The organism is Paracoccus shandongensis (assembly GCF_017315735.1).
Classification (GTDB): Bacteria; Pseudomonadota; Alphaproteobacteria; order Rhodobacterales; family Rhodobacteraceae; genus Paracoccus; species Paracoccus shandongensis.
In genome coordinates this window covers 1-24,849 of the sequence record NZ_JAFLRK010000001.1, presented here as the reverse complement: position 1 = coordinate 24,849, position 24,849 = coordinate 1, and the positions used below count along the sequence as shown (strand labels likewise).

General features: G+C 68.2%; 25 protein-coding genes and 1 pseudogene. 16 read left to right on the top strand and 10 right to left on the bottom strand.

Features of this window, described 5'->3' with window-relative positions:
* Positions 1-13 precede the first annotated feature (13 nt).
* The 8 genes from JX613_RS00120 to JX613_RS00085 all read left to right on the top strand — a co-directional run bounded on the left by JX613_RS00120 (position 14) and on the right by JX613_RS00085 (position 7,878).
* The gene (locus tag JX613_RS00120) at positions 14-1,090 is read left to right on the top strand and encodes a PLP-dependent cysteine synthase family protein (RefSeq protein ID WP_207099431.1); all 1,077 of its coding nucleotides are present in this window, start codon (positions 14-16) and stop codon (positions 1,088-1,090) included.
* A 2-nt stretch (positions 1,091-1,092) separates the two neighbouring features.
* Positions 1,093-2,553: a pyridoxal phosphate-dependent decarboxylase family protein gene (locus tag JX613_RS00115; protein WP_207099430.1), complete on the top strand. Its 1,461-nt coding sequence runs from the start codon at positions 1,093-1,095 to the stop codon at positions 2,551-2,553.
* A gap of 86 nt (positions 2,554-2,639) precedes the next feature.
* Positions 2,640-2,813 (top strand): hypothetical protein, encoded by a 174-nt coding sequence (locus JX613_RS00110; RefSeq protein ID WP_207099429.1) that lies wholly within the window; start codon positions 2,640-2,642, stop codon positions 2,811-2,813.
* Between the two features lie 184 nt (positions 2,814-2,997).
* Positions 2,998-3,501, top strand: a complete 504-nt coding sequence (locus JX613_RS00105) for a hypothetical protein (protein WP_207099428.1) — start codon at positions 2,998-3,000, stop codon at positions 3,499-3,501.
* Between the two features lie 29 nt (positions 3,502-3,530).
* Entirely contained in the window at positions 3,531-5,318 is a 1,788-nt protein-coding gene (malQ, locus tag JX613_RS00100) for a 4-alpha-glucanotransferase (protein ID WP_207099427.1), read from the top strand.
* Between the two features lie 100 nt (positions 5,319-5,418).
* Positions 5,419-5,928, top strand: coding sequence for a ferritin-like domain-containing protein (locus JX613_RS00095; RefSeq protein ID WP_207099426.1), 510 nt, complete (start codon positions 5,419-5,421; stop codon positions 5,926-5,928).
* Between the two features lie 20 nt (positions 5,929-5,948).
* Positions 5,949-6,974, top strand: a complete 1,026-nt coding sequence (gene nadE / locus JX613_RS00090) for an NAD(+) synthase (RefSeq protein ID WP_207099425.1) — start codon at positions 5,949-5,951, stop codon at positions 6,972-6,974.
* Positions 6,955-7,878, top strand: coding sequence for an NAD(P)/FAD-dependent oxidoreductase (locus JX613_RS00085; RefSeq protein ID WP_207099424.1), 924 nt, complete (start codon positions 6,955-6,957; stop codon positions 7,876-7,878). Before nadE ends, JX613_RS00085 begins: the two co-directional genes overlap by 20 nt.
* A 58-nt stretch (positions 7,879-7,936) precedes the next feature.
* Here the strand turns inward: JX613_RS00085 and JX613_RS00080 are convergent, their stop codons facing one another.
* The 5 genes from JX613_RS00080 to JX613_RS00060 all read right to left on the bottom strand — a co-directional run bounded on the left by JX613_RS00080 (position 7,937) and on the right by JX613_RS00060 (position 12,304).
* On the bottom strand, positions 7,937-9,181 hold the full coding sequence (locus JX613_RS00080) for a cytochrome P450 (protein ID WP_207099423.1): 1,245 nt from the start codon (positions 9,179-9,181) through the stop codon (positions 7,937-7,939).
* Complete coding sequence (locus JX613_RS00075; RefSeq protein ID WP_207099422.1) at positions 9,178-10,332, bottom strand: MBL fold metallo-hydrolase; 1,155 nt, start codon at positions 10,330-10,332, stop codon at positions 9,178-9,180. Before JX613_RS00075 ends, JX613_RS00080 begins: the two co-directional genes overlap by 4 nt.
* Before the next feature lie 27 nt (positions 10,333-10,359).
* Positions 10,360-11,106, bottom strand: coding sequence for a DUF2243 domain-containing protein (locus JX613_RS20115; RefSeq protein WP_207099421.1), 747 nt, complete (start codon positions 11,104-11,106; stop codon positions 10,360-10,362).
* Positions 11,107-11,160: 54 nt separating this feature from the next.
* A complete protein-coding gene (locus JX613_RS00065; RefSeq protein ID WP_207099420.1) occupies positions 11,161-11,994 on the bottom strand; it encodes a manganese catalase family protein in 834 nt (277 codons plus the stop codon).
* 154 nt (positions 11,995-12,148) lie between these two features.
* Complete coding sequence (locus JX613_RS00060; RefSeq protein ID WP_207099419.1) at positions 12,149-12,304, bottom strand: hypothetical protein; 156 nt, start codon at positions 12,302-12,304, stop codon at positions 12,149-12,151.
* 290 nt (positions 12,305-12,594) lie between these two features.
* Here JX613_RS00060 and JX613_RS00055 point away from each other — a divergent pair, with 290 nt between their 5' ends.
* From JX613_RS00055 to JX613_RS00050, 3 genes are all read left to right on the top strand, one after another.
* Positions 12,595-13,068 (top strand): sigma-70 family RNA polymerase sigma factor, encoded by a 474-nt coding sequence (locus tag JX613_RS00055; protein WP_207099833.1) that lies wholly within the window; start codon positions 12,595-12,597, stop codon positions 13,066-13,068.
* A gap of 95 nt (positions 13,069-13,163) precedes the next feature.
* Positions 13,164-13,298: a hypothetical protein gene (locus JX613_RS20110; protein ID WP_272874492.1), complete on the top strand. Its 135-nt coding sequence runs from the start codon at positions 13,164-13,166 to the stop codon at positions 13,296-13,298.
* Positions 13,299-13,366: 68 nt separating this feature from the next.
* On the top strand, positions 13,367-13,651 hold the full coding sequence (locus JX613_RS00050; RefSeq protein WP_207099418.1) for a DUF2934 domain-containing protein: 285 nt from the start codon (positions 13,367-13,369) through the stop codon (positions 13,649-13,651).
* Positions 13,652-13,680: 29 nt separating this feature from the next.
* On the opposite strand, the gene JX613_RS00045 is transcribed toward JX613_RS00050, so the two are convergent.
* The 3 genes from JX613_RS00045 to JX613_RS00035 form a co-directional block, all read right to left on the bottom strand.
* Positions 13,681-14,418, bottom strand: a complete 738-nt coding sequence (locus tag JX613_RS00045) for a DUF4336 domain-containing protein (protein ID WP_207099417.1) — start codon at positions 14,416-14,418, stop codon at positions 13,681-13,683.
* Entirely contained in the window at positions 14,418-15,374 is a 957-nt protein-coding gene (locus JX613_RS00040; RefSeq protein ID WP_207099416.1) for an SDR family oxidoreductase, read from the bottom strand. Before JX613_RS00040 ends, JX613_RS00045 begins: the two co-directional genes overlap by 1 nt.
* Positions 15,375-15,593: 219 nt before the next feature.
* Positions 15,594-16,778: a replication initiation protein gene (locus JX613_RS00035; protein WP_207099415.1), complete on the bottom strand. Its 1,185-nt coding sequence runs from the start codon at positions 16,776-16,778 to the stop codon at positions 15,594-15,596.
* A 511-nt stretch (positions 16,779-17,289) separates the two neighbouring features.
* Between JX613_RS00035 and JX613_RS00030 the strand changes: the two genes are divergently transcribed.
* Together JX613_RS00030 and JX613_RS00025 are read left to right on the top strand one after the other, a co-directional pair.
* Positions 17,290-18,693, top strand: coding sequence for an AAA family ATPase (locus JX613_RS00030; protein ID WP_207099414.1), 1,404 nt, complete (start codon positions 17,290-17,292; stop codon positions 18,691-18,693).
* Positions 18,686-19,798 (top strand): ParB/RepB/Spo0J family partition protein, encoded by a 1,113-nt coding sequence (locus tag JX613_RS00025; protein WP_207099413.1) that lies wholly within the window; start codon positions 18,686-18,688, stop codon positions 19,796-19,798. Before JX613_RS00030 ends, JX613_RS00025 begins: the two co-directional genes overlap by 8 nt.
* A gap of 100 nt (positions 19,799-19,898) precedes the next feature.
* On the opposite strand, the gene JX613_RS00020 is transcribed toward JX613_RS00025, so the two are convergent.
* Entirely contained in the window at positions 19,899-20,792 is an 894-nt protein-coding gene (locus tag JX613_RS00020; protein WP_207099412.1) for a recombinase family protein, read from the bottom strand.
* A gap of 425 nt (positions 20,793-21,217) precedes the next feature.
* Here JX613_RS00020 and JX613_RS19700 point away from each other — a divergent pair.
* The 3 genes and pseudogenes from JX613_RS19700 to JX613_RS00010 all read left to right on the top strand — a co-directional run.
* Positions 21,218-21,504: pseudogene (locus tag JX613_RS19700) on the top strand (transposase); the annotation flags it as partial.
* 5 nt (positions 21,505-21,509) lie between these two features.
* Entirely contained in the window at positions 21,510-22,379 is an 870-nt protein-coding gene (locus tag JX613_RS00015) for an AAA family ATPase (protein ID WP_237168256.1), read from the top strand.
* Complete coding sequence (locus tag JX613_RS00010) at positions 22,376-23,323, top strand: ParB/RepB/Spo0J family partition protein (RefSeq protein WP_207099411.1); 948 nt, start codon at positions 22,376-22,378, stop codon at positions 23,321-23,323. The genes JX613_RS00015 and JX613_RS00010 overlap by 4 nt, the downstream gene beginning before the upstream one ends.
* 35 nt (positions 23,324-23,358) lie before the next feature.
* On the opposite strand, the gene JX613_RS00005 is transcribed toward JX613_RS00010, so the two are convergent.
* On the bottom strand, positions 23,359-24,522 hold the full coding sequence (locus JX613_RS00005) for an ATP-binding protein (RefSeq protein WP_207099410.1): 1,164 nt from the start codon (positions 24,520-24,522) through the stop codon (positions 23,359-23,361).
* Positions 24,523-24,849: the final 327 nt, after the last annotated feature.

Below are 24,849 nucleotides of genomic sequence, written 5' to 3'. Positions count from 1 at the left end.
GAAAAGATTTTCCATGCCAGACACCATCCGAACCACTCGCGGGCGCGGCCGCCTGTATGACAGCATCCTGGACACCGTGGGCGACACGCCGACGGTCCGCGTGAACAACCTCGCCCCCGAGGGCGTGACGATCTATGTCAAGGCCGAGTTCTTCAACCCCGCCGCATCCGTCAAGGACCGCCTGGCGCTCAACATCATCGAGGCGGCCGAGCGGGACGGGACGCTGAAACCGGGACAGACCGTGGTCGAGGCGACCAGCGGCAATACCGGCATCGGCCTTGCCATGGTCTGCGCGCAGAAGGGCTATCCGCTGGTCGTGACCATGGCCGACAGCTTTTCCGTGGAACGGCGGCGGCTGATGCGGATGCTGGGGGCCAAGGTGTTGCTGACGCCGCGCGCCGCAAAGGGCACCGGCATGTACAACAAGGCGGCCGAACTGGCGCAAAAGCACGGCTGGTTCCTGGCCCGCCAGTTCGAGACCGCCGCCAATGCCGACATCCACGAAGCCACCACCGCGCAGGAAATCATCGGCGATTTCGCGGGCAAGCGGCTGGATTACGTCGTCACCGGATACGGCACCGGGGGCACGGTCACGGGCCTGTCCCGCGTCCTGCGCCGCGAACGCCCCGAGGTGAAGATCATCCTGACCGAACCCGCCAATGCCGCCCTGGTGGCCAGCGGCACGCCCCAGGAACGCGGCCCCGACCACGCCCCCGCCGCCAGCCACCCCGCCTTCGAGCCGCACCCGATCCAGGGCTGGACGCCCGATTTCATCCCCTATGTCCTGCAAGAGGCGCTGGACAAGGGCGGCTATGACGAGTTGATCCCCGTCTCGGGCGCGAACGGCACCGCCTGGGCGAAAAGGCTGGCCGCGAAGGAAGGGATCCTGACCGGCGTCTCGGGCGGGTCCACCTTTGCCGTCGCCATGCAGATCGCGGAACGGTCCGAACCTGGCACGGTGATCCTTTCCATGCTGCCCGACACGGGCGAGCGGTACCTGTCCACCCCGCTGTTCGGGGACATCGCCGAGGACATGGACGACGAGGAACGCGCCCTGTCGGAATCCACCCCCGGCTACCGGATGGGATAGCCATGGAAACGCTGGACCCGCCGGACTGGGACAGCTTCGCGCGCATCGCGCACGACGCCGTGGACCGGGCCATCGCACGGACCGCCGCCCTGCCCGGCCGCCCGGTCTGGCGGCCGATCCCGCAGGCGGTGCGCGACGGGCTGCGCCAGCCGCTGCCGGTGGATCCCACACCGCTGGACCGGGTGGTGGAGGATGCCTGGGGCGGGGTGCTGGACTATCCCATGGGCAACACGCATCCGCGGTTCTGGATGTGGTACATGGGCGCGTCCAGCCTGACGGGGGCGCTGGCCGATTTCCTGGCGGCTGTTGACGGGTCGAACCTGGGCGGGGGCAACCACGCGGCGGCGGAATGCGAAGGCCAGGTGATCGACTGGCTGCGCCAGATCGCCGGTTTCCCCGAAGGCGCCAGCGGCACGCTGACCAGCGGCGGCTCGGTCGCGAACCTGATCGGCCTGACGGTGGCCCGCAACCGCATGGCGAGGGTGGACTTGCGCGAAGAAGGGTTGGCCGCCCTGCCCCGGCCCTTGCGCGTCTACGCCTCGGACCAGGTGCATGGCTGCCACCAGAAGGCGGTGGAGCTGCTGGGCATGGGCAACCGCGCGCTGCGGCGAATCCCCACCGGCCCCGATTGCCGCATGGACATGGCCGCCCTGACACGCGCCATCGACGAGGACCGCGCCGGGGGCTGGCAGCCCACCTGCGTCATCGCCACGGCCGGGACGGTCAACACCGGGGCCATCGACCCCTTGCCCGCCATCGCCGACCTGTGCCGCGACCGGGGGCTGTGGTTCCATGTCGATGGCTGCATCGGCGCGCTGACCCGGCTGTCGCCCCGCCACGCGCCCCTGCTGGACGGGATGGACCGCGCCGACAGCCTGGCGCTGGATCCGCACAAAAGCCTGCATGTCCCGTTCGAGGCAGGCTGCATCCTGGTCCGCGACGCGCAGGCCCATCTGGACAGCTTCGCGCTGCATTCCCCCTATCTGGACCCGGCGCTGCGCGGGATCGCGGCGGCGGAATGGCTGCTGGACTGGGGCATCCAGACCACCCGCGGGTTCCGGGCGCTGAAGGTCTGGATGATGCTGCGCGAACACGGCACCGCCCGCTTTGGCCGGATCATCGGGCGCAACATCGACCAGGCCCGGCGCATGGCGGCGGGGATCGACGCCCATCCCCGGCTGGTGCGGCTGTCCCCGGTCACGCTGGACATCGTCTGCTTCCGCTATGACCCCGGCGGGCTGGACGCCGCAGCCCTGACGGCGCTGAACGCCGAGATCATGATGCGACTTCAGGAAACCGGCATCGCCGCCTTTTCCGACACCACCGTCCATGGCCAGCACGGGCTGCGGGCGGCGATCTGCAACCACCGCACCACGGACGAGGATATCGACACGGCCCTTGCGGCGGTGGTGCGGACCGGCGACGACCTGGCCCTGGCCGCGACCCATGCAGGGCCCGCATGACGGATCTGCGCAGATGCTGCGTTGCGGCATGGCGGGGAAAGGCCCATCTTCCCCCTGTCAACCAAGGACAGAAAGAGAGACCCGACATGACCGCCCTCCGCAACGCCATGACCCGCCTCCGCGCGCTCCTGGACGTGATGGATGCCGCGATTTCCGCCTCGGCCGCCGTGCGCTCGCACCACGCGCCCTCGGTGGCCGACCTGCGCCGCCTGGGGATCGAGCCGACCCGCGCCACCATGGCCGCCATGTCGCGCGCCTGATCCGCGCGGACAGCCTGCCGACCCTGGCCCGCCACTGGCGGGCCTTTTGTTTTGCAGGGCTCAGGGGGGGAAACGCACCGCGTGGCCCTTGCCTCCGCTTGCCGGAACAATTTCTCCGCGCGCTTGTTTTCCTTTCCAACGCCCGGCCCGCCAGACCGGGCCGTCGCAGCAAGGGAGAAGACCCGTGGCGCATACTTTGGAGCAAACCGCAGGAACCGGACGGCCCCCTTCGATCGTCGCGGTCTTTGCCGACCGGAACGCGGCCGCCGCCGCGACCCAGGGGCTGCGAGACGCCGGCATCGACGGCGGCATCATCCATGACGCCAGCGGCAGCGGCAGCCTGACCCACCCCGCCCTGGCCCGCCTGCCCGAGGCCGACCGGCAGGCGGTCGCCACCGCCGTCGCGGAAAACGGCGCCGTGCTGGTCGTGACGGGCCGGTCCCAGGCCGAACACGACCTTGCCCTGTCCGTTCTGAACCGGCAGGCAGGCGGCCCCGCCCCCACCGGCGGCGCGGTCAGTGACGACTCGGCCCTGCCCGACGGGATCCGCGGCACCACCCGCGACGTTCCCTATACCCGGCCCAAGGACGAACACGCGGGCCACGGCGACGCCTTCCCCGACCACATGCCCGAGCGGTCCCCGGGACAGGGGGCGGGAACGGGCCTTTACATCGTCCACGGCGACTGACGCGTCCCACCCGGCAACGAGGCTTTCCCATGACCGACATCGGGGCGCGGGCGCGCGAGCTTGGCATCCAGCTGGATTACGAAGGCGTCGGCGGCACCCGCCACGAGGTGCCCGAGGAAACGCTGGAAAAGCTGGTCGCGGCCTTCGAGCCCGCCCCCGCGATGCGCCCGCAGGCGCTGGAGGCGCCCAGGGGCGTGCGCTGCCACCTGCCCGAAGGCCCCCCGGCCTGGGGCGTGGCGGTGCAGCTTTACCAGATCCGCACGGCGCGGAACTGGGGCATCGGCGACTTTGCCGATCTTGAAACGCTGGCGGCCATCCTGGGCGCGCAGGGGGCAAGCTTCATCGGCCTCAACCCGCTGCACACGATGTTTCTGGCCGATCCGGCGCGGTGCAGCCCGTTTTCGCCCTCGAACCGGCGCTTCCTGAACCCGCTTTATATCGCCGTGGACCGGGTGGAGGGCTTTGCCCCCGCCATGGCCGACCCCGATGAGATCGCCCGGCTGCAGGCCACGGATCTGGTGGACTATCCCGCCGTGGCCGCCCTGAAGCTGCGCGCCCTGCGCGCCGCGTGGCAGGCGGCTGGCGCCCCCGATGCCAGCGACGCCTTTCGCAAGGAAGGCGGGGATGACCTCGACCGGCACGCGCTGTTCGAGACGGTCTCGGCCCATATGGTGGCCCGGGGCCATGGCGCGGGCTGGCGCAGCTGGCCCCCCGCCTGGCAGGATGCCGAAGGGCCCGACGTCACGGGTTTCGCCCGCGACCATGCCCCCGACCTGGCCTTCCACCGCTGGCTGCAGGAACAGGCCGACCGCCAGCTTGCCCGCGCGCAGGACGCCTGCCGGGAAGCGGGCATGGGGATCGGCCTTTACCTGGACATCGCCGTGGGCGAGGCGGCGGACGGGTCGGGAAGCTGGGGACGGCCCGACGTGCTGCCGGGCGTCCGCATCGGCGCGCCGCCCGATTACTTCAACGAAAAGGGCCAGGACTGGGGCCTTGCGCCCTTGTCCCCCGCCGCGATGACCGCGACGCGGGCCGCGTCCTTCGGGACGCTGATCGGCGGCGTGATGCGCCGCGCGGGCGCCGTCAGGATCGACCATGCCATGGGGTTGTGGCAACTGTTCCTGATCCCCGACGGGGCGGATGCCAGCACCGGCACCTATGCCCGCTATCCGCTGGACGACATGCTGCGCGCGCTGGCCCAGGCCTCGAACCGGCACGGCGCGGCCGTCATCGGCGAGGATCTGGGCAACGTCCCCCCCGGCTTCCGCGAGATGATGGAGGATGCCGGGATCCTGTCCTATCGCATCCTGTTCTTTGAACGCGACGAAACCGATTTCATCCCGCCGCAGGATTACCCGGCCCATGCGCTGGCCTGCCTGTCCACCCATGACCTGCCGACCTTCCAGGGCTGGTGGCGCGGCGACGACGTGCGGCTGCGCCAGGAGTTCGACCTTGTAGGCGAGGACACCGGCCGCGAACAGGCCGAGGCCCGCCCCGCCGAACGCAAGGCCCTGCTGGACGCCCTGGCCGACGCGGGCCTGCTGCCGGAAAGCCCGGACACGGCCGAGGACGCCGCCCCGCTGGAGGTGGTGTTGGCCGCGCACCGCTATCTGGCGCGCACGCCCTGCCGCCTGATGGCCGTGCGGCTGGAGGATCTGGCGGGCGAGACCCGCCCCGTGAACCTGCCCAGCACCCAGGACGAATACCCCAACTGGCGTCCCAAGCTGGGCCTGGCCCTGGACGACGTGGTGGCAAGCGACACCTTCCGCGCCATTGTCGCGGGCATCCGGTCCGAACGCCCCGGAAGGGCGGATTGATCTATGTTTAGCCCGCCTGCGCGGAACAGATGCGCGGACCGGCGGGTTCAGTGTTACGAAATCCGCACGCGTGGCGGACCCCTTGCAAAGGATGATCACCATGACCAATCCCGCACATGACCTTTTCCTGGACGGGCTGCGCAACGCGCACGCCATGGAAAAGCAGGCCCTGTCGATCATGCAGCCGCAACTGAACCGGCTGGAACACTATCCCGAGGTGTCGGCCCTTCTGGACCGCCACATCCGCGAGACCGAGGGCCAGCTTGCCCGCATCGACCAGTTGCTTGACGGCATGGGCGAATCCGCCTCGGGGCTGAAGGATACGATGCTGTCGCTCAGCGGCTCGATGGCGGCCATGACCCATACGCTGGCCACCGACGAGATCCTCAAGAACTCGATGGCGAACTTTGCCTTCGAGCATTTCGAGATCGCGGCCTATATGTCGCTGATCACGGCGGCGGAACTGTCGGGACAGACAGCGGCCATCCCGGTCCTGCAGCAGAACCTGGATGAGGAAAAGGCCATGGCCGCCGCCATCGAAGCCAGCCTGCCCCATGTCGTCCGCCAGTATGTGGCCCTGTCGGGCAGCGGCGAACGCGCCGACATCTGACAAAGGCCAGGGGGGATCCGATGCCGTATTCCGAGATCCTGGCCTTGTCGCGCCAGGCGGCGGCCGGGGAGTTGTCCCCCTGGTTCGACGCCCGGCTGAAGGCGCAGATCGACGCGGGCCTTTTCCTTGGCGAAGGCCGGTTGGCCCAGGTGCGGGACCGGATCACCGGGCAGTTGGCCGATTACCGCACCCAGGCCGGGGTCGGCACCGCCGTCCTGGGCATGTCGGGGGGCGTCGATTCCGCGCTGACGGCGGCGCTGTTCAAGCGGGCGGGCTGGCGCGTGATCGGCTTCACCCTGCCCATCCGCCAGGATCCCGTCGAGACCGAGCGCGGGGTCGAGGCCTGCGAGGCCCTGGGGCTGGAACATCTGCACCTGGATCTGTCCCCCGAATACGAGGCGATGGTGGCCGCCCTGGGCCGCGTCGATGAGGCGATGCCCGGGTCGGACGACACGCCCGCCCGGACGCGGCGGGGCAACCTGCGCGCCCGGCTGCGGATGATCACGCTTTACGACCAGGCGCACCGCTTTGGCGGCATCGTCGCCAGCACCGACAACTTTTCCGAACTGGGCGCGGGCTTCTGGACGCTGCATGGCGACGTGGGCGACCTGGCGCCGGTGCAGGGCCTGATCAAGTCCTGGGAAATCCCCTGGCTGGCCCGAGAGGTCGGCGTGCCGGAAAAGACCTGGCGCGCCAAGCCCACCGACGGCCTTGGCATCGGCGGCGGCGACGAGGCGCAGATCGGTGCGACCTATCTGGAATGGGACATCACCGTCTTCGCCATCGCCGATGCGCTGCGCGCCGATCCGCAACTGACCGCCGAAAGGCTGGCCGAGGCGCTGGACATGGGCGGGGACGATCACGCGCGCCGGATCCTCGGCACCGTGCTGGCGCGGCTGCGGATGACCTGGCACAAGCGGGTGAACCCGATCCGCTTCGACCATCCGCTGGCCGACCGCTTCGCCCTGATCGACCGCGCCGACGAGGCCCTGTTCCGGCCCCCGGTCCTGCGCCGGGGGGACGTCCATGACGACCGGGGCCTTTGACTGCGCCATCGTCGGGGGCGGCCCGGCGGGCATGACGGCGGCGATCTATCTGGCGCGCTTCCGCCGGCGGGTGGTGCTGATCGACGCGGGGAAAAGCCGCGCCTCGCTGATCCCGCGGTCGCACAACCATCCGGGCTATCCCGACGGGATCCACGGCAACGACCTGCTGGACCGGATGCGCCAGCAGATGGACCGCTTCGGCGTGACCGTGCTGCACGAAAAGGCCACCGACATCGCCCCCCTTCCCGGCGGCGGCTTCCGGATCACGGCGGGCCAGCCCCTTGCCGCAGGGCATGTGATCCTGTCCACCGGATCGCGCGACCGCCTGCCGCCCCTGGACAACGCGCTGGACCACATCCGCGAGGGCCTGCTGCGCCAATGCCCGATCTGCGACGCCTATGAGCTGACCGGCCAGCCCGTGGCCGTGATCGGCGCGGGCGACTGCGCGGCGGGCGAGGCGCTGTTCCTGCGCCACTACACGCCCGACATCGCCATGCTGACGCTGGGTGACGACCTGGCCGTCGCGCCGCCAGTCATGGAAAAGCTGGAAAAGGCCGGCGTGCGGATCGTCACGGATCACGCCACCGACTGGGACTTCGGCGAGGGCGGCGTGGGGGTCAGGCTTGGCGGCAACCCGGCCCGCTTCCGCGCGGTTTATTCCGGCCTGGGCATCGACCCGCAGAACAGCCTGGCCCGAAGCCTTGGCCTGAACCTGGCCGAGGACGGCCGCATCACCACCGACGCGCATCAGGAAACATCCGTGCCCGGGGTCTTCGCGGCGGGGGACGTGGTGACGGGCCTCAACCAGATCGCCATCGCCATGGCCCAGGGAGAGATCGCGGCAACCCGCGTCCACAACCTGATGCGCGTGCAAGAGGACCGCTGTCTGGCCGACAGCCTTTAGCGCGGCGGCGTCCACCCCTGCCCCACGCCGCGCCCCGTCCTTCGCGCATCGCCAGACCTCAGCCCCTTTCCCGGATCTCCGCGATCACCATCCCGCTTTCCGGCAGCGCCGGGATGCGCGACAGCCGGACCGTCAGATCCTGCGGCGGGACGGTATAGTCCATCGCCTCGACCAGCAGCCGGGTGGCGCGGGCGATGGCGGCGACGGTCAGGCGCTCGCCCGGGCAGCGGTGGCCGCCATGCGGATCACCCGCGCCCTGCGGCACGAAATCGAAGCCGAAATCCCGCCAGGACAGCGCGCGGCCCGCGTCGAAATCCCCGGGCGCGGGAAACAGCCGGGGATCGTGGCAGATGCCGAACAGATCGACCATCATCCAGTCGCCCTTCGACACCGCCAGCCCGCCGTGGCGGAAATCCCGCCGGGCGATGCCGCCGATGGCCGGGAAGAAGGGATAAAAGCGCCGCACTTCCTCGGCGAAGCGTGCGTAGGCGTCGGGGGATGCGCCGCGCAGCGCGTCCCGCCAGGCGGGATGCCGGTGCAGGGCCAGCGCGGCAAAGACAAGGTAACGCCCGATGGCCACGGTGGGGCGCAGGATGTTGATCAGTTCGACCGTGGCCTGGTTCGGGGACAGCGGGGCGCCGTCCGCGTCGCGGAAACCCGCGATGCGGTGCAAGGCCGTGTCGCCCGCCGCGCCCGTCGTCCGCGCGCGGTCGATGATGCGGCGGATCCGCCGCTCGACCCGGTTGCGGCGCGCGAGCGCCAGCCACATGCGCGGGCCGATGCGGCCGCTGTTCTCGACCGCCGAGGACAGGTCGCCCGCCATCCGGGCCGGATCGTCCAGCGGAACCCCCGCCCAGCGAAAGACCGCCAGCGTCAGGACAAGGTTCACCGCGTCGAACAGGGTGACGCGGCCCCGGGCGGTCCAGTCCCGCAGGGCCAGCCGCCATTCGTTCTCGAACAGCGCCAGGAAGGACCGCTCGGCCCCGTCCGTCATCAGCAGCCCGGTGAACAGCGCCTTGCGGTGACGGTGCGGGGCACCGTCCAGCAACTGCACGCTGCCCTTGTCCTGCAACAGCCGCAGGACCGTGGGCGGCATGGCCCCCCTGCGGGTGAACAGGTCGGGGTCATAGATCAGCCGCGCGGCATCCGCCCCCCGCCCGCAGATCACCGGGCGCAGCATCAGCCGGGCGCGGAACCAGTCCGATCCCAGCCTGTCGCAGCCATCCCCGATGAAGCGATAGCCCTGGCGCAGGAAGCGCAGCGTGTGGTCGGGTCCCGGCAGGCGGGGCGGCGCGGCGCTCATGCGGGCAGCAGGCGGGGGGCATAGCGGCTGTCGCGCGGCAGGCCGAGCGCCCCGAAATCGCCCGCCAGCCGGTCCAGCGCGTCCTGGAAATCCGGCCCCGCCAGCGCAGGCCCGTGGCCCGCGATCATCGCGCGCGGGCGCAGCGCGGCCAGCCTGCGCACGGATTCCCCCGCCGCCAGCCAGTCGGTCGTGAAATAGGCGGGCGGCCCTTGCAGCTTCGGCGTCTGCAAGGCGGCGCTGGAGATCGACTCTTGCTGCGTGGCGCTGATCGCGTCTCCCGCGATCAGCCGGCCCGTCGCCTCGTGCCAGAAGGACACATGGCCCGGCGCATGGCCCGGCGTGTGGATCCAGCGCCAGCCCTTCAGCCCCGGGATGCTTCCGTCGGGCGGCAGATCCGCCAGCCTGTCCGCGATGTCGATCGGGCTGCGGGGGAACAAGGGGGACAGTTCCGCCATCAACCCGCCGCCGACCTCGGGCGCGGGCGGGGGATAGGACCGGCTGCCGTCCAGGAAGGGGCGTTCCCGGGGATGGGCCAGGACGGGCGCGTCCCATGCGCGGGCCAGCTGTTCCAGCGCGCCCACATGGTCGAAATGGCCGTGGGTCATCAGGATCGCGGCGGGACGCGCGTCACCATACCGCGCCCGGGCCGCCGCCCGGATGAAGGGGGCAGATCCCGCGATCCCCGCATCGACCAGGAACCAGTCGCGGTCCCCCGCCCCGGGCGCGCCGATGAAGGCCACGTTCACGATGCCGCAGCGCAGGCGCATCAGGTCGGGGCCGATGTCGGTGGCCACCGCGCTGTCGGGCAGGGGAATGCCCTGCGGCCCCTCGGGGCTGGTCAGGGCGGCGGCGGCCAAGGAAAAGCCGCCATAGCCGGTCAGGAAGGCGCGCGGGCCGGGCCGGGCCTCTCGCAGTCCCGCCGCCAGGCAGGCGGCCCCCTGGGCCGCGTCCAGCATCCGGTGCTGGTCCAGGTCAATGCCACCCTCCGGCCCCCGGCGATAGCGGGTGGCCAGCGAATAGGCGGCGACGCCAAGTCCCGCCAGCGCCAGCGGGCGCGACAGGCGCGCGGGCCAGCGCAGCGCGTGGGGCAGCAGCACCAGCATCGCCGCCGATGCCGCATCAAGGGTCGCGTGCAGGCGGGGCGGGATCATGGGGTTTCTCCGGTCATGGTGTTTCCTTCACACGCGTGTCCAGTTGAAGCAGCCGGGGGGCGTGCCCGCGCCGCTGACCAGCAGGGCGCCGGACAGGTAAAGCCTCCAAGGGCTGCGGCCTTCCAGTTGCGCCACCGTCACCTGCGACAGGGGATCCATCCAGACCACCCGGGCATCCCCCAGACCGGCGCGGGACAGCGCATCCTCGGGATCAATGCCCGGGGCGAAGACGATGGTGGTGAAGGGCTGGCCCTCGGGCGGCTGCGCGGCCCAGATCCCGCCAAGGGCCGCCACCAGCCCCAGGACCAGGACAAGCGCCGCGGGCCGTGGCCCGCCCTGCCCCGGGCGGCGCAGCAGCAGCCAGCCGATCAGGATCGGGACCAGGCCGAACGCCGCCATCCAGCCCAGATCCCAGGCCAGCGGCGCGGGGCTGTCCAGCTTGACCCGGTGGATGCCCAGCAGCCAATGCGACAAGACCCCGTCGATGACATGCCAGGCGCCAAAGCCCGCCAGCACCATCCCCAAGGTCGCGCCCGTCGCCACCGCCTGCCCCCGCGCGCGCCACAAGCCCCACAAGGCCAGCGCGGCCAGGCCATACATCAGCGCGTGGAAATAGCCGTCCCACAGGATCTGCACCCGCAGGTCGGCCATGCCGGGCACCAGGCTCAGCAGGTGGTGCCATTGCAGGATCTGGTGCAAAAGGATGCCGTCGAAGAACCCGCCAAGCGCGAAGCCCAGAAGAAATGTCCAGCGCATCCAGGCAAAGCGTGCCATTGTCCTCCTCCCCCGATGAAACGGCCCGCCGGACAAACCCGGCGGGCCATGGGATCAGCCTGCGATCTGTTCGGCCTGGGCGCCGCTTTTCGGCCTGGCCATCCCCAGGTCGGGCTTCTGGTCGGACGGATGCAGCTTGCCCGTGGTGAAGGTGCCCTTGCCGTCGATGGACGGCCCCTCGCCCCAGCGGCCCGGGACCGGCGCGCTGCCGTCAGCCTGAAATCCCAGATAGGCATAGGAAAACTCGGTCTTTTCCTCGGCCTGGGGATGGCTGTTGGGGATCGGGAAGGCGCCGGTCATGCCGCCCAGTTCCTCAAGCGCGGCCAGCCACTGGTTCTGGTGCATGGTGTCGCGCGCGATCAGGTATTGCAGCATGTCCTTCATGCCCGCGTCATCCGTCATGTTGTAAAGCCGCACGGCCAGCGTCCGGCCCGTCGCCTCGGCGGCGACATTGGCGGTCATGTCGGCGGCGATGTTGCCGCTGGCATAGATGTGGGACATGTCGAAGGGCACGCCGTCGCTGTCCACCGGCATGGCCGACAGCCCCGAGGAGAGGAGGTTCTTGAGGTTCATGCCCCCCATCACGGCGGCGATGGCGCGGTCGCCCGCCACCATTTCCTCTTTCATCGACAGGGGCGCGCCTTCCAGGTTCATGGCCACGGCGGTCGCCAGCATCTCGATATGGCCGAACTCCTCGGCGGCGGTGTTCATCAGGAGGTCGCGGAACTTGGGGTTGCCGCGCGCGCCGCAGGCCTGGAAGAAATACTGCATGGCCACGCGGATCTCTCCCTCGACGCCGCCGATGGCTTGCTGAAGGGCACGGGCAAACAGCGGATCGGGGGTCTCGACCCGGACGGGATACTGCAGCTTGTTGTCGGTATAGAACATCGAGAAAGCTCCGGCTGTGGATGAAAGACCAGCCTGCGGCGGCGGGCGATTTCAGCCCGCAAGCCCGGTGTCGGCTGTCCGACATGCAAACCGTGCAAGCGCCCGATTGTTCCCCCGGCACGGCCGGGGCAACCTTTATCAACCCGGGCCGGCGTCAGTGGCCGCGGCGCTTGCGGGCCTCCTCCAGGGCCTTTTTCAACTGCTCGGCCAGCAGCTTCAGCCGGGGCGGGACCGGCTGGCTGGCGGCATCGCGCAAAAGCTCCGCTATGGCGGGATCGGGTTCGGAAAGGGGGTCGTCGTCGGCGGTCATGGTCTTTGCTGCCCCAGGCACGACCGGCGCGGTTGACAGATCCCTTGGGTGCCTGCCACCTTTCTAGGCCAGGAACCGCCTTCTGAAAACCACGCCTTGTCGAGACTTGTCGTTTTTTTCCGTTCCCGCGGGAACAATGCCCCGGGGCCAGGGTTCAGACCGCCGCCAGCCGACCCTTGACGCAAAGGCACAGGAGATATCGCATGGCCGATCAGTTGGGTTCCCTGGACCTTGCGACGCAGCGAACCCGCCCGGGACAGGTCGTCCCGCCGCCGGTGCCCGCCCCGGGCATGTCGGACGACATCCTGGATTACCTGCCCGCGCTGCGGGCCTTTGCGCGGGGCCTGTGCCGGGGCGCCCAGGATCCCGACGACCTGGTGCAGGAAACGCTGCTGCGGGCCATCGAATATGCCGACACCTACCGGCCCGGCACGAACCTGCGCGCCTGGCTGTTCACCATCATGCGCAGCCGCTTCTACAACAACTGCCGCCGCGCGGGGCGCGAGACGACCGGGCAGATCGACTGCGTTTCGGCCCTGCCCAAAAGCCAGCCCAGCCAGGAATGGCACCTGCGCCACAAGGAGATGCTGCAGGCCCTGGACCGCCTGCCCGCCCATTACCGCGAGGCGCTGGTGCTGATCTCGGTCCTGGGGGAAAGCTATGTCAACGCGGCCAGGATCCTGGATTGCGACATCGGCACGATCAAAAGCCGCGTCAGCCGCGCCCGCCGCATCCTGCGCGACATGCTGGCCCCCGAATTCTAGGGATTTTTCAGACCCATTAACCCATTGGTAACCTTTCGCCGTCATGAAGCGGCCGACCATGCCCATCCGGGGGCATGAAATAGGGCGCACGCGGCATGGATGCACAGCTTGACAACAGCATGGACAGCGACGCCCACCCCATTCCCGCGCGGTTGCAGGCCCTGATGGCGCAGTTGCGCAAGGCGATCCTGCAAGCGCCGCCCCCCGGCCAGACCGCGCCCGATCCCTGAGCGCGCGCGCCTGGAACATTCCGCCCCGCCGATTGTTGCGCGCCCGGATGTCCATCGGAGGAGACGACATGACCACCGAACGCGAAGACCGGATCCGGCAGCGCGCCCACCAGCTTTGGGAAGAACAGGGCCGCCCCGAGGGCAGGCATGACGAACACTGGCAGCAGGCCAGTTCCGAGATCGGCGAGGAAAACGGGGACAGCCAGGGCGGGGGGGACAGCGCCAGCACCGGCGACTTTGCCCCGGCCCACCGCTTGCAAGAGGATCCGCCCGAAGGCGACCGCGACACCATCGAATCCGAACTGGCCCGGCGCCAGTATGACGACCTGGAAAAGGGCACGAGCCAGGGCTGACGCAAGCAGGGGCGCGGTCGCCGCGCCCCTCAGCCCGCCAGCCAGCGCAGGGACCGTTCCAGCCTTGCCGCCCCGTCGCGGTCGAACCAGCGGCCATGGGCAAAGATCACCCGCTCGGGCCGGGTCTCGACCAGCCGCCGCCCCGCCTCTCGCGCGGGCTTGCCGCCCAGCCTGACGACCGCGCGCAGATAGGCGGGCGCGCGGCCGTCGGGCGCCAGCACGCCCGCCGCCGCCGCAAGGGGGCGCAGGGGCAAGGGCAGCTTGCGGGCCTCGAAGTTCTGGACCAGATCGACCAGGATCAGCGTCCCGCTGGCCCGGTGATGCAGCGCCACCTCGCAGAACCCGCCCGCGCCCGGCACGACGATCTGGTCCAGGTCCGGCGGCCAGCCCGGCGCGGTGTTGGACCCCAGGTCGTGGTCCAGGCGCAGGCCGGATTTCCTGACCTGCGCGCGGTCGCGCAGGCCGGGCGCGGCCCAGGTCACGGCCTCGGGCAGTTCCCGCTGCCAGTCCTTCAGAAAGGTCCAATGGGCGATATTGGGCGCGACCAGGTGCCGGATCGGGCCGATCTCCTCGATCCGCCGGCACAGGTCGGGCGTCAGGCGGGACGGCGAATGAACCATGGTGTCGCCGGTGGACAGGCGGATCACGGTGGACCGCACCGGGATCGGGATCACGCCCATGGCCTTCATCGGACCGCTGTCCACGACCCAGACATCCTCGGCAACAGGCTTCGGCACGTCCAGCGGGGGATAGGTGACATCGGCCATCAGCGCCGTCCCCGCAGCGCCACCGCCACGACCGCCAGCGCCCCCAGGCCAAGCGCCACGCCCGCCACCCCTGTCCGCTGCGCGGGCGAACGCAGCCCGCCGTCGATGCCGCCCGGCTGGCGCGGAGGCTGGAACAGGGTGCCGCTGTCGATGGGCGCGCGGGGGGCGCGCCGGAAATAGCTTTCGAGGAACAGTGCAATTGCCCGCGTCGTCAGCCCGGGCGAGATGGCGTGCCCCAGCCGGATCAGCGCGGTGGGCGCGCCGATCATCGTGGTGGGCTTGGGGTGCCGGGCCAGGCGGAGGATGGCATCGGCCACGCGGCGCGCGTCCAGCACCGGCGGCGGGGCCGACAGTTCCTTGCCGGTATAGTTCGCCCCATGCGCGATGCCCGGCGTATCGACAAAGGACGGATAGACATCGCAGACATGGATGTCCTTGTGGTGGATCAGCTCGCCCCGCAGCGCCTCGGAAAATCCGCGCAGCCCGAACTTGCTGGCGCTGTAGGCCGCCGCAAAGGGCGCCGCCGCGAACCCGCCAAGCGAGATCATGTTGACAAAAACCCCGTGCCCCTGCTGCAGGAAGATCGGCAGCACGGCATGGGCGTCGTTCATGTGGCCGATCAGGTTGGCCTTGATCACCTGCTCATGCGCCTTGATCGGAACCTCGTGAAAGGCGCCCACCGCGCCGGTGCCCACGTTGCTGACCCAGACCTCGATGCCGCCGCCGAAATCGGTCGCCTGCCGGGCGACCTCGGCCATGGCGAGGGCGTCGGTCACGTCGGCGGCCAGCGCCAGCGTCCCGGCCCCCAGGTCGCGGCAGGTGTCGGCGACCGCGTCAAGCGCGCCCTGGTCGCGCGCCACCAGGACCAGCCGCGCGCCCGCCCGGGCGAAAGCCTCGGCCGTGGCCTGGCCGATTCCGCTGGAGGCGCCGGTGACGACCACCGTCGACCCCCGCATTCCGTTTCCAACCTTGTTCATCCGCCGATGCCCCGCGATGGTGACCGCCTCAGGAACGGCGGGCCGGGCGCAATGTTCCAGGGAGGCAACAGTCTGGTCCCGTTTGCCTGGAACATCCGGGCGGCGGATGGGTTGGCGGCCGTCGGTTCGGCAGCGAAACCCTCCCTCCTCCGGTCATCACGCCGCCGGGCCGGCACCCCCCTTCGTTACGGCCGACGCCTAGCCGTCGATCCCCTCGAACAGCCCCGGGGCCATGTCGCGCCAGAACTGCGCGATGCGCGTGGCGTTGAGCGGCGACATCCAGCCATGCCGCTCGAAATCGTCGCGCAGCCGGGCGTCGGGAAGCTGGCTCATGAACAGCCGCCGGTCGGCGTCGCGCTGCGTAGGGGTGCGCGCCTTCACCGCATCGAGGATCCGGCGCAGGCGTTCCGCCCGGGGCGAGGGCGCAGGCGCCGGCAGTGCGGGCGCGCCCCCTGCCCCGCCGTCGCCGTCCAGCGCCGCGCTGAGATAGCCGATGCGGCTGCGCACGCCTTCCTTCGCCTCGACATAGGCCAGCTTGGCCATAACCTGCTCCTCGCCATGGGCGGTCAGCCATTGGCGCGCCAGCCGGTCGCTGACGCCAAGCGCGCGCAGCCGGGCATAGACCGGGCCATGCCGCGCCCCTTCCCCGTCGTCGATGTCCAGGATCGCCAGCTGCGGGTTCTCAGCGATGCGGAATCGGATATCGGTGACGGCACGGCCCATCTTCTTCGTCTCGGGCGCGACGATGATGTTGCTGGTGCGGTTCACCTCGGCCACGGCGGGCTTGATGATCTTGGCGTTGAGGTGCTTGAAGGTCTCGTAATAGGCCGATCCATCGACCCCCATCAGGCGGCGGAACAGATCGAGCGGCCACCAGCCGGTCGAGCCCGTCCGCACGAAGCGATAGCAGTTTTCATACAGCGCCAGGGCGTGCCCGCTGGTGAAGCGGCGCTGGATGTTGAGGTTGATCAGCGCGAAGACCTTGGGATCGTGCAACTTTTCCGCCAGGGCCGGGGAATAGGCGTATTCGCAGACGCCCCCCTTCAGCTTGGCATAGGACAGAAGGCTGCTGACCCCCCATTCCTGCTGGCCCTTCTCGTCCAGCATGTCCCATTCGGCCACCGTCTCGGCCAACCCGCGCAAGGACTGCTTCAGCGTGTCCATGTCGTTGGAGTTATAGCCGATCATCAGGCACAGGGTGCGCGCGTCGATCTGGTGGCGCGCGCTGCTGGTCAGCGTGTCATAGGCATTGAGCAACAGCACGTTCGACAGCTTGCGCTGAAGCAGCGTCAGCTTGCCCGATACATGGATCGCCGCCACGTGCTTCTTGACCGCGCCCCGCCGCAGCGCGCCGGTCAGCTGGTCCCTTGGAATGTCGTCCATCGCATCTGCCCCGTTTTCGCGATCATGCCCCAAACAGGTACCCAAGGGCAACCACCGCCCGGGCACCAAGGCGTTGCGTGTTTCGCCCGTGCAACGTCCCGGAAACGGATACCCTTGGCGGCGCAGGCGGCCCAAAGGAACCCGTTTTCAGGATGGCAAGGGTAGTGGAGGGAGGCTTTCAGAACCCATTTAGCTTTATTTGCACCCCCAAACCCCCTTTCCCGCGAATCGGCGCCCCCTGTCCCGGAATCGGATGCCCCCCGTCCCGTGAACGGGTGCCATCCATCCCGGAAACAGGTGCCGAAACGACCGCAAGCCTTTATCCTGTATAAGAAAACAGACCCGCAAAGATCCTTAAAGAATCAAAGATCCCTAAAATCATGATGTCTTTTCGGGATCATTCAGGGGGATTTCGCCGCGAAACCTCCCTTGCGCGATTCCCTTGGGCAGGATCATGTGCAAGAGATTGCAGAAACATCGCGTCAAAGCAGCACATCGCCGAGAGTGTAACATGTCATCAGGTAAAGATCCCCTGCCCCCGTATTTCAACATCGACCCGGCCAAGGCGGCGAAGCGGTTGTCCGACCCGATCGACACCGCCCGATTCGCCAAGGCCGCCGCCTTCGCCGCCCGGGGCCGCCAGGACCTGGCCGAACGCGGCTATGCCCCCGACGGCCAGAAACGCCTGCGCCGCTTTTCCACATGGGAAATCTGCCGCTACCTGATCCCCGTGGCCCCCGCCCATTTCCGCCGCGTCCTGCGCAAGTTCCCCGACCTGCCCCAGGGCACGGGCGAGGGCAATTCCAAATGGTTCAGCCTGGACGACGTGCTGCGCCTGCGCGACCATTTCGCGGCGGAAGGGGCTGCGGGCCGCGAATACCGCCCCTGGCGCCCCGAAGGCCTGCCCGCGAAGACCATCGCGGTCGCGAACTTCAAGGGCGGCGTCGGCAAGACCTCGACCGCAGCGCATCTGGCGATGTCGGCGGCGCTCGACGGCTACAAGGTGCTGGTGATCGACCTGGACAGCCAGGGCAGCCTCACCTCGATCATGGGCGGCCGGGTGGCCGACGAATGGTCCACGGCATTCCCGCTGATCGCCAAGGACTATGCCCTGGCCCTGCAGGAGGAGAACCGCGTCCGCGAGGCCGCAGGCCAGCCCCCCCTGCCCTTCGACGAGACGCTGACCGAGGCGCTGACAGTCACCGCCCGCGACATCATCCAGCCGACCCACTGGCCCAACATCGACCTGCTGGGCGCGCAGCTGAACCTCTATTGGGCAGAATTCCAGGTGCCTGTCTGGCGCATGGGCCTGCGTGGCTGGCCCTTGTGGGATGCGCTTGGCAACGCCCTTGCCAATGACCGCATCGTTGACGATTACGACATCATCATCCTGGATACGCCGCCCGCGCTTGGCTATCTGACGATCAACGCCCTGGCGGCGGCCGACATCCTGCTGGTGCCGCTGGGCGCGTCCTTCCTGGAATTCGATTCGACGGGGCGATTCTTCGACATGCTCTATTCGACCTTCGCCAGCGTCGAGGAAGGCGAGAATGCCGCCCGCCGCCGCGAGGGACTGCCCGAGATGAAGTTCGAATGGGACGCCGTGCGCGCCATCATCACCCGGTTCGACGCCGCCCAGCAGACGGATCTTGCCAATGTCATCCAGGCCTATTTCGGCGATTTCATGACCACCTTCCGGCAAGAGGTAACCGCCATGGTAGGCCAGGCCGGGGAACAGGTGAACGGTATCTACGAGGCCGATTACCGCGAATTCAACCGCGACACCTATGTCCGGGGGCGGGAGACCTTCGACCGCACCTGGGCCGAGGTGAAGGAGCTGATCCTGGGCACCTGGTGGCGCGACCTGCAGATGGAACAGGCCGAACAGGCGGGAGTGGAGAAGGCCCATGGTTAAGCGCAGGCGGCTGGAAACCCCCAGCAGTGACGACCTGACCCGGATCGAGGAACAGTTTCGCCGCGAAACTCTGGGGCGACCGTCGCTGGGTCCAGGGATGGCGCCCATCGCGCAGGTCGCCGCCGAGAGCGCGTCGCTGGCGACGGCAGGCGATGCCGAGGCACGCGCCGCGCGGCTGCGCGACCAGGCCGATGCCGAACGGCTGCGCCAGGCGGAAGGGCAGGGGCTTCTGATCCTGGAACTGCCCGTGGACCGCATCGACGAAGGCGCGATGATCCGCGACCGCATGGTGATGAGCGAGGACGAGATGCAGGAACTGCGCCTGTCGATCGCCGCCAACGGCCTGCGCCTGCCGATCGAGGTCTTCGAACTGGGCGGCGCAAGCGGGCAGGGGCCGCGCTATGGCCTTTTGTCCGGCTATCGCCGCCTTCACGCGGTGCGCGCCCTGCGCGACCTGACGCGGGACGCGAAATACGACCGCATCCGCGCCCTGGTCCGCCCCCGCACCCAGGCCGATACCGCCTTTGTCGCCATGGTCGAGGAGAACGAGGTCCGCGAGGAACTCAGCCATTTCGAGCGCGGCCGCATTGCCGTGATCGCCGCCAACCAGGGCGCCTTCGCCAATGTCGAGGATGCGGTGAACCGCCTGTTCGCCACGGGGTCCAAGGCCAAGCGGTCCAAGGTCCGGTCCTTCGCCCTGATCTTCGAGGAACTGGGCGACATGCTGCGCTTTCCCGAGGCCCTGACCGAAAAGCGCGGGTTGCGCCTGTCGGCCGCCCTGCGGGACGGGGCCGAGGCGCAGCTGCGCAAGGCCCTGTCCGGCGGCGCACCGGACGGAGCCGAGGAGGAATGGCAACTGCTGGAGCCTGTCCTGACACAGCTGGAAGGCGCCCCCCGCAGCCCGCCCCGCGGCGGTCGTCCGCGCAGCAAGCAGCCCGTGCAGCAGGGCTGGATCGACGACCTGACGATCCGGACCGCCAGCGGCATCACCATCCGCCGCGCCCGCGACGGCAATGCCCATGTCCTGCGGCTGGAGGGCCGGGCGCTGGACAGCGAGCTGATGGACAGCCTGATGGTCGAGATTCAGGCGCTGCTGGAGCGATAGGGTTTCGCCGCGAAACCAGGGGTAAGGGCGAGGGCAGGGAGCGCCCGTCTCCTCCCTCCTCTGCGGCCTTGCCGGACGCAAGCCAGCCGCAGGCCTGCCCCTACGCCCCGCCCGCCCCGCCGATCATGCCCCGTTTCTCGGCCCGTTGCAGCAGCAGGCGCACGGTGGACGGAAACCACTTGCCGTTGCCGCGCGGCGTGCGCTCGCGCATCTGCTCCAGCCGGCTCGCGATGCCCGCCAGCGTCAGGTCGGGATCGGCGTGCCGCATCCCCGCCACGATCGCCAGCAGCCGCTCGCCCGCCTCGCGGCGCGGGGCGCGTTCCAGCACGGTCTCGGGCAACAGCCCGTCGCGCACATAGCGCCGCGCGGCGCGCTTCAGCCGCTCCACCGACCAGGGCTGGCCCGTCCGGGCGCTGACAAGGCGCGCCAGGTCGTCCCAGGCCATCGCCGGGCGGTGGCGGCGCACCAGGGGCAGCCAGCCCTCGGCCCCAGCCTCGAGCTTGCGGAAGTAGCCCTCGTCGCGCGCCAGGCGCAGCTTGCGGATCGCCTCGCGGTCGCCCGCCCGCAGCGCCGGATTGCCGCCCACCCGCCCCTGGGCACGCGCCGAGCGCAGGCCTGCCTTGGTCCGCTCGCGGATCAGCGCGCGTTCCAGCTCCGCCACGGCCCCCATCACCTGCAGCGAGAAGCGGCCCTGCGGCGTGGCCGTGTCGATGGGATCGCCCAAGGACCGGAAATGCGCCCCCCGCGCCTCCAGCGTCTCGATCACCTGCAAGAGATGCGAAAGCGAGCGCGCCAGCCGGTCGAGGCGCACCACCACCAGCGTGTCCCCGGGCCGGATGGTGGCCAGAAGCCGCGCGAGCGCCGGGCGGGTGCGGTCGGCGCCCGAGGCGTGCTCCTCGTGGATCAGGGCGCAGCCCGCCTGACGCAGCTCGGCCAGCTGCGGGTCGAGGGTCTGCTCGAGGGTCGAGACGCGGGCATAGCCGATCAGCGGCATGGGGAGGGCTCCGGGAGGGGGGCGGATGGGGGTTTATACAGACGCAGGAGATGGGAGTAAACGGTCGTTTGACGAACCTTATAATGCAGTCCTTTTCCACGTCAGGGTTGGCAAGGGTGTAGCATTTCCTTGCGCTGCTGCAGGCTTCAGGCCTCTCGGTTCGAGGATCCTCTTGCGTGTTGCTGTGGCAGAAGTGGCTTCTTTTCCGGTCAAAGGCATTGCTTCAAGAGATCTTCTGGTAAACCGCATTTTTATGAATGCTTGCGGATAGAAGTGCAGAAGCGTCTTTGATTGTAGAGAATGACAAGGGAAGGATGGTCGGTAAGGCCCCTGCTCAATCCACGTGCTGGCTTTTGGGGCACCAAGACAGTGCAATCTATCTCTAAGAGCGCCTAACAAAACTGCTGTTCATGCGTTAAGGGGCCATGAGCAAGCCCCTTGTATCCGATCATCTGGGAGAGGCCATTACGCCGCTTCTGCCAGAGGAGCGACCGAAGCCGAAGGGCGGCTGCCCTCGATGCGATGACCGGCCAGCCTTGGCCGGCATCATTTTCGTTCTGCGGTCTGGCATTCCTGGGAGATGCTGCCGCGTGAGTTTGGCTGCTCAGGCATGACCTGCTGGCGTAGGCTGCGCGATTGGCAGGCAGTCAGCGTCTGGACCAGGCTTCATCGCGTTCTTCTGGAGCGCCTCTCTGAGGCGGGACAACTGGACTGATCATGGCGGTGCAGAATTTCAAGGGTGGGGTCGGCAAGACGACACTGGTGGTTCATCTCGCCCAGTATTTCGCGCTGCGCGGTTACCGTATCTGCGTCATGGATTGCGATTCGCAGGCATCGACCACTGCCGTCTTCGGCCTGAACCCCGATGTCGATGTGGATGAGGAAGAAGACACCCTTTATCCTTTCCTGCAGCATGGCGGGCCAAAGTCGCTGCATTATGCCCTGCGCGCGACCTATTGGCCCGGCATCGCCCTGATTCCCGCGAACCTGGGGCTTTATGATGCGGAATACGAATTTGCCGCCCGGATGGCCCGCGACCCGGCCTTCATCCTTGACCGGCTGCGCGACGGTGTCGCCTCGATCGCGGACCAGTTCGACATCATCTTGATGGATCCGCCGCCCGCGCTTGGGATGCTGTCGCTGTCGGTCTTGCGCGCCGCCAATGCCTTGCTGATCCCGGCGCCGCCCAACAATATCGACTTTGCCTCGACCGCGCATTTCCTGAAGATGATGGAAGCGACCCTGGCAGAGCTGGCGCGGCATGGCGGGGCGCGGGAATACAGCTTCGTGAAGATCCTGACCTCGAAGATGAACGACCAGAAGTCGGCGCACCAGGCCATCAAGCGCATGATGGATGCGGTGTTTCCGCAGGACATGCTGAACGTCTCGTTGAAGGATTCCGCCGAGATCGACAATGCGACGGCCAATCTGATGACGGTCTATGAACTGACCGGCCCCGCGACCCGGACCGAGACACACAAGCGATGCCGGGCCTATCTTGACGCGGTCGGACGCGAGGTCGAGCTTCTGATCCGAAAGACCTGGCCAAGCCATCACCGTCAGTTGCGCAAGGAGGGCTTGTTGTGAGCAAGCGGCACAATGCGATCTTCGACGATGTCCTGAAGGATCTGCCTGCGCCCGCAACCCCCGACCGGGGAGGGGCAAGGTTCCTGAAACGGACCAATGAGTTGTCAGAAAGCGGCGAGCGCGAGGAGAAGGTGCTGAGATGGGTCGATCCCGCAAGCTGCGTGATGTGGTCCCGCCACAACCGCGCCTATGACCTGCTGACCGAGGAAAACTGCCGCGACCTGATCGACAGCCTCAAGTCGCAGGGCCAGCAGGAATTTCCGGCCATTGTCCGCAAGCTGCCGGCGGGGCAGGGCGCGGAATACGAGGTCATCTGCGGGGCCCGCCGGCATTTCGCCGTCACTTGGTTGCGGGCCAACAACTATCCCCAGTTCCGCTATCTGATCGAAGTCCGTGACCTGACCGACGAAGAAGCGTTTCGCCTTGCCGATATCGAAAACCGCGATCGCGCCGATCTCAGTGACTATGAGCGGGCCTGTGACTACCTTCAGGCGCTTGGCGCCTATTATGGGGGAAAGCAGAAGACCATGGCCGCGCGCCTCGAGGTGTCCGAGGCTTGGTTGTCGCGCTATCTGCATCTTGCGCGGCTGCCAAAGGCCATTATCGACGCCTGGCCCCGCGTCACCGAAATCCGGGAACTGCACGCCCGGCAGATACGCGCGATGCTTCAGGACGGTGAGGACAAGGTTCTGGCCGAAGCCGAAAGGATTGCGGCCGAACAGGGCAAGGCCCGCGCAGGGCAGGGGGGCTATGTTGCCGTTCCGAAGGTTCTGTCGCGCCTGAAAGCCGCCGTTTATGGTTCGACCCCCAAAGCTGGCAAGCCATCCGGCATCACCGTCCAGAAGCGCGGAAACAGGATCCGTTTCGAATTTCCGGCCAGCATCGGCGAAGCCGAACTGCGCTCGGCCCTGGACGATTACCTTTCCGGCAGGGCTGGAAACTGAAAATTGCCAATTGGCAATTTCCGCGCTGCTCGCGGTCAGGCCTCCCGCAAGGCCGCAAGGGCGCGACCAATCGGCATTGCCCGCAGCCCGTCTGCGACCGGCACCTGACGGTCTCCGGCATAGACCAACAGCTTTCGATCAGCGCCGATATCCTCAATCGCAAGATGAAAGCCGCGGGATACCTTGGGTGACGTGGTGCGCTTGATCTCGATCGCCCAGGTACTGCCATCCGGCAGCCGAAGGACCAGGTCGAGTTCTGCCCCGGCCGAGGTCCGATAAAAGAAGGCCTCTGTCCCGGAAGGCGCAGCGGCGATCAGCGTCTCGATGCAGAACCCTTCCCAGCTGCCACCAACGACGGGATGGCCCAGGAGTGCCTCGAGAGAGCCAAGGCCAAGAAGCGCGTGAACCAGGCCGCTATCCCGGACATAGATCTTGGGGGACTTGACCAGGCGCTTGCCGACATTCTCGTGCCAGGGCGTCAGGCGGCGAACCAGCATCAGATCAACCAGAAGATCAAGATAGCGCCCGACCGTCTGGCCCGATATGCCCAGTCCTTCGGCCAAGGCCGAGGCGTTCAGAAGCCCACCCTGGCTATGCGCAAGCATGGTCCAGAACCGTCGCAGCGTCGCCGCAGGAATGCGCGGTCCCAGGGCGGGAATATCCCGCTCGAGATAGGTGCGAAGAAAGTCCTCTCGCCAGGCCAGGCTGGCACGGTCATTGGCGGCCTGGAAGCTGTCTGGAAATCCCCCCCGCAGCCAAAGGTCATTCAGGCGGTTTTCGCCCACCTCGTCCAACAGAAGGGGCGGCATCTCGATATAGCGGACCCTGCCTGCCAGGGACTCTGCCGACTGGTTCAAGAGCACGTTGGATGCCGATCCCAGCAACAGGAACTGCCCCGTGCGATACCCCTTGCGACGCCGCATGTCGATCTGGCCGCGCAGGTTCCTGAACAGGTCCGGCATCTGCTGGACTTCATCAAGGATCACCAGACTTCCAGCCAGTTCGTCCAGATAAAGGTCAGGCTCGACAAGGATCCGCCGATCTGCCTCCCGCTCCAGATCGAGATAGACAGAGCGACGCTGTCCGGCAATATCCAATGCCAAGGTCGTTTTTCCAATCTGCCGGGGCCCCAGCAAGATCACAGCGGCTTGCTCGTCAAGGGCAGAAATGACAGATGCGAAAGCATGACGATTGTACATAACCTTGCAAATACTCCATGGCGTGGAAGATTTGCAAGGATGTTTCTACGAAAGCGATCAGCCGAGTTTACGATTGCTGCTTGGCGTCAGTGATGCGGCAGAATAGCGTCAGGGCGAGGCCGGGGTGTATCACGGTCGCGCGCATTATGATGCTGGCGCCCACCAAAGGCCCTTATTCATACGCGACGCGTCACGGGGACGGACATGTGCTGCAGCCATGTTGTCACGTTGCCAGGCTGACGCGCGACCGGCGTGCAATGCCCAACAGGAGCTGCCCCATGCAACCACTCATCCAGCCATCTGCCGGGCAGCGCATCGGCGTCATCT

What these genes read in the sequence shown, in the direction of transcription:
- JX613_RS20110 (WP_272874492.1), top strand. Translation starts at nt 13,164, where the DNA reads ATGGATGCACAGCTTGACAACAGCATGGACAGCGACGCCCACCCCATT.
- JX613_RS00075 (WP_207099422.1), bottom strand. Translation starts at nt 10,332, where the DNA reads ATGATCCCGCCCCGCCTGCACGCGACCCTTGATGCGGCATCGGCGGCG.
- JX613_RS00120 (WP_207099431.1), top strand. Translation starts at nt 14, where the DNA reads ATGCCAGACACCATCCGAACCACTCGCGGGCGCGGCCGCCTGTATGAC.
- JX613_RS00045 (WP_207099417.1), bottom strand. Translation starts at nt 14,418, where the DNA reads ATGGCCGATGTCACCTATCCCCCGCTGGACGTGCCGAAGCCTGTTGCC.
- JX613_RS00060 (WP_207099419.1), bottom strand. Translation starts at nt 12,304, where the DNA reads ATGACCGCCGACGACGACCCCCTTTCCGAACCCGATCCCGCCATAGCG.
- JX613_RS00020 (WP_207099412.1), bottom strand. Translation starts at nt 20,792, where the DNA reads ATGCCGCTGATCGGCTATGCCCGCGTCTCGACCCTCGAGCAGACCCTC.
- JX613_RS00025 (WP_207099413.1), top strand. Translation starts at nt 18,686, where the DNA reads ATGGTTAAGCGCAGGCGGCTGGAAACCCCCAGCAGTGACGACCTGACC.
- JX613_RS00040 (WP_207099416.1), bottom strand. Translation starts at nt 15,374, where the DNA reads ATGCGGGGGTCGACGGTGGTCGTCACCGGCGCCTCCAGCGGAATCGGC.
- JX613_RS00080 (WP_207099423.1), bottom strand. Translation starts at nt 9,181, where the DNA reads ATGAGCGCCGCGCCGCCCCGCCTGCCGGGACCCGACCACACGCTGCGC.
- JX613_RS00030 (WP_207099414.1), top strand. Translation starts at nt 17,290, where the DNA reads ATGTCATCAGGTAAAGATCCCCTGCCCCCGTATTTCAACATCGACCCG.
- JX613_RS00050 (WP_207099418.1), top strand. Translation starts at nt 13,367, where the DNA reads ATGACCACCGAACGCGAAGACCGGATCCGGCAGCGCGCCCACCAGCTT.
- JX613_RS00085 (WP_207099424.1), top strand. Translation starts at nt 6,955, where the DNA reads ATGACGACCGGGGCCTTTGACTGCGCCATCGTCGGGGGCGGCCCGGCG.
- JX613_RS00055 (WP_207099833.1), top strand. Translation starts at nt 12,595, where the DNA reads ATGTCGGACGACATCCTGGATTACCTGCCCGCGCTGCGGGCCTTTGCG.
- nadE (WP_207099425.1), top strand. Translation starts at nt 5,949, where the DNA reads ATGCCGTATTCCGAGATCCTGGCCTTGTCGCGCCAGGCGGCGGCCGGG.
- JX613_RS00065 (WP_207099420.1), bottom strand. Translation starts at nt 11,994, where the DNA reads ATGTTCTATACCGACAACAAGCTGCAGTATCCCGTCCGGGTCGAGACC.
- JX613_RS20115 (WP_207099421.1), bottom strand. Translation starts at nt 11,106, where the DNA reads ATGGCACGCTTTGCCTGGATGCGCTGGACATTTCTTCTGGGCTTCGCG.
- JX613_RS00005 (WP_207099410.1), bottom strand. Translation starts at nt 24,522, where the DNA reads ATGTACAATCGTCATGCTTTCGCATCTGTCATTTCTGCCCTTGACGAG.
- JX613_RS00115 (WP_207099430.1), top strand. Translation starts at nt 1,093, where the DNA reads ATGGAAACGCTGGACCCGCCGGACTGGGACAGCTTCGCGCGCATCGCG.
- JX613_RS00095 (WP_207099426.1), top strand. Translation starts at nt 5,419, where the DNA reads ATGACCAATCCCGCACATGACCTTTTCCTGGACGGGCTGCGCAACGCG.
- malQ (WP_207099427.1), top strand. Translation starts at nt 3,531, where the DNA reads ATGACCGACATCGGGGCGCGGGCGCGCGAGCTTGGCATCCAGCTGGAT.
- JX613_RS00110 (WP_207099429.1), top strand. Translation starts at nt 2,640, where the DNA reads ATGACCGCCCTCCGCAACGCCATGACCCGCCTCCGCGCGCTCCTGGAC.
- JX613_RS00035 (WP_207099415.1), bottom strand. Translation starts at nt 16,778, where the DNA reads ATGGACGACATTCCAAGGGACCAGCTGACCGGCGCGCTGCGGCGGGGC.
- JX613_RS00015 (WP_237168256.1), top strand. Translation starts at nt 21,510, where the DNA reads ATGGCGGTGCAGAATTTCAAGGGTGGGGTCGGCAAGACGACACTGGTG.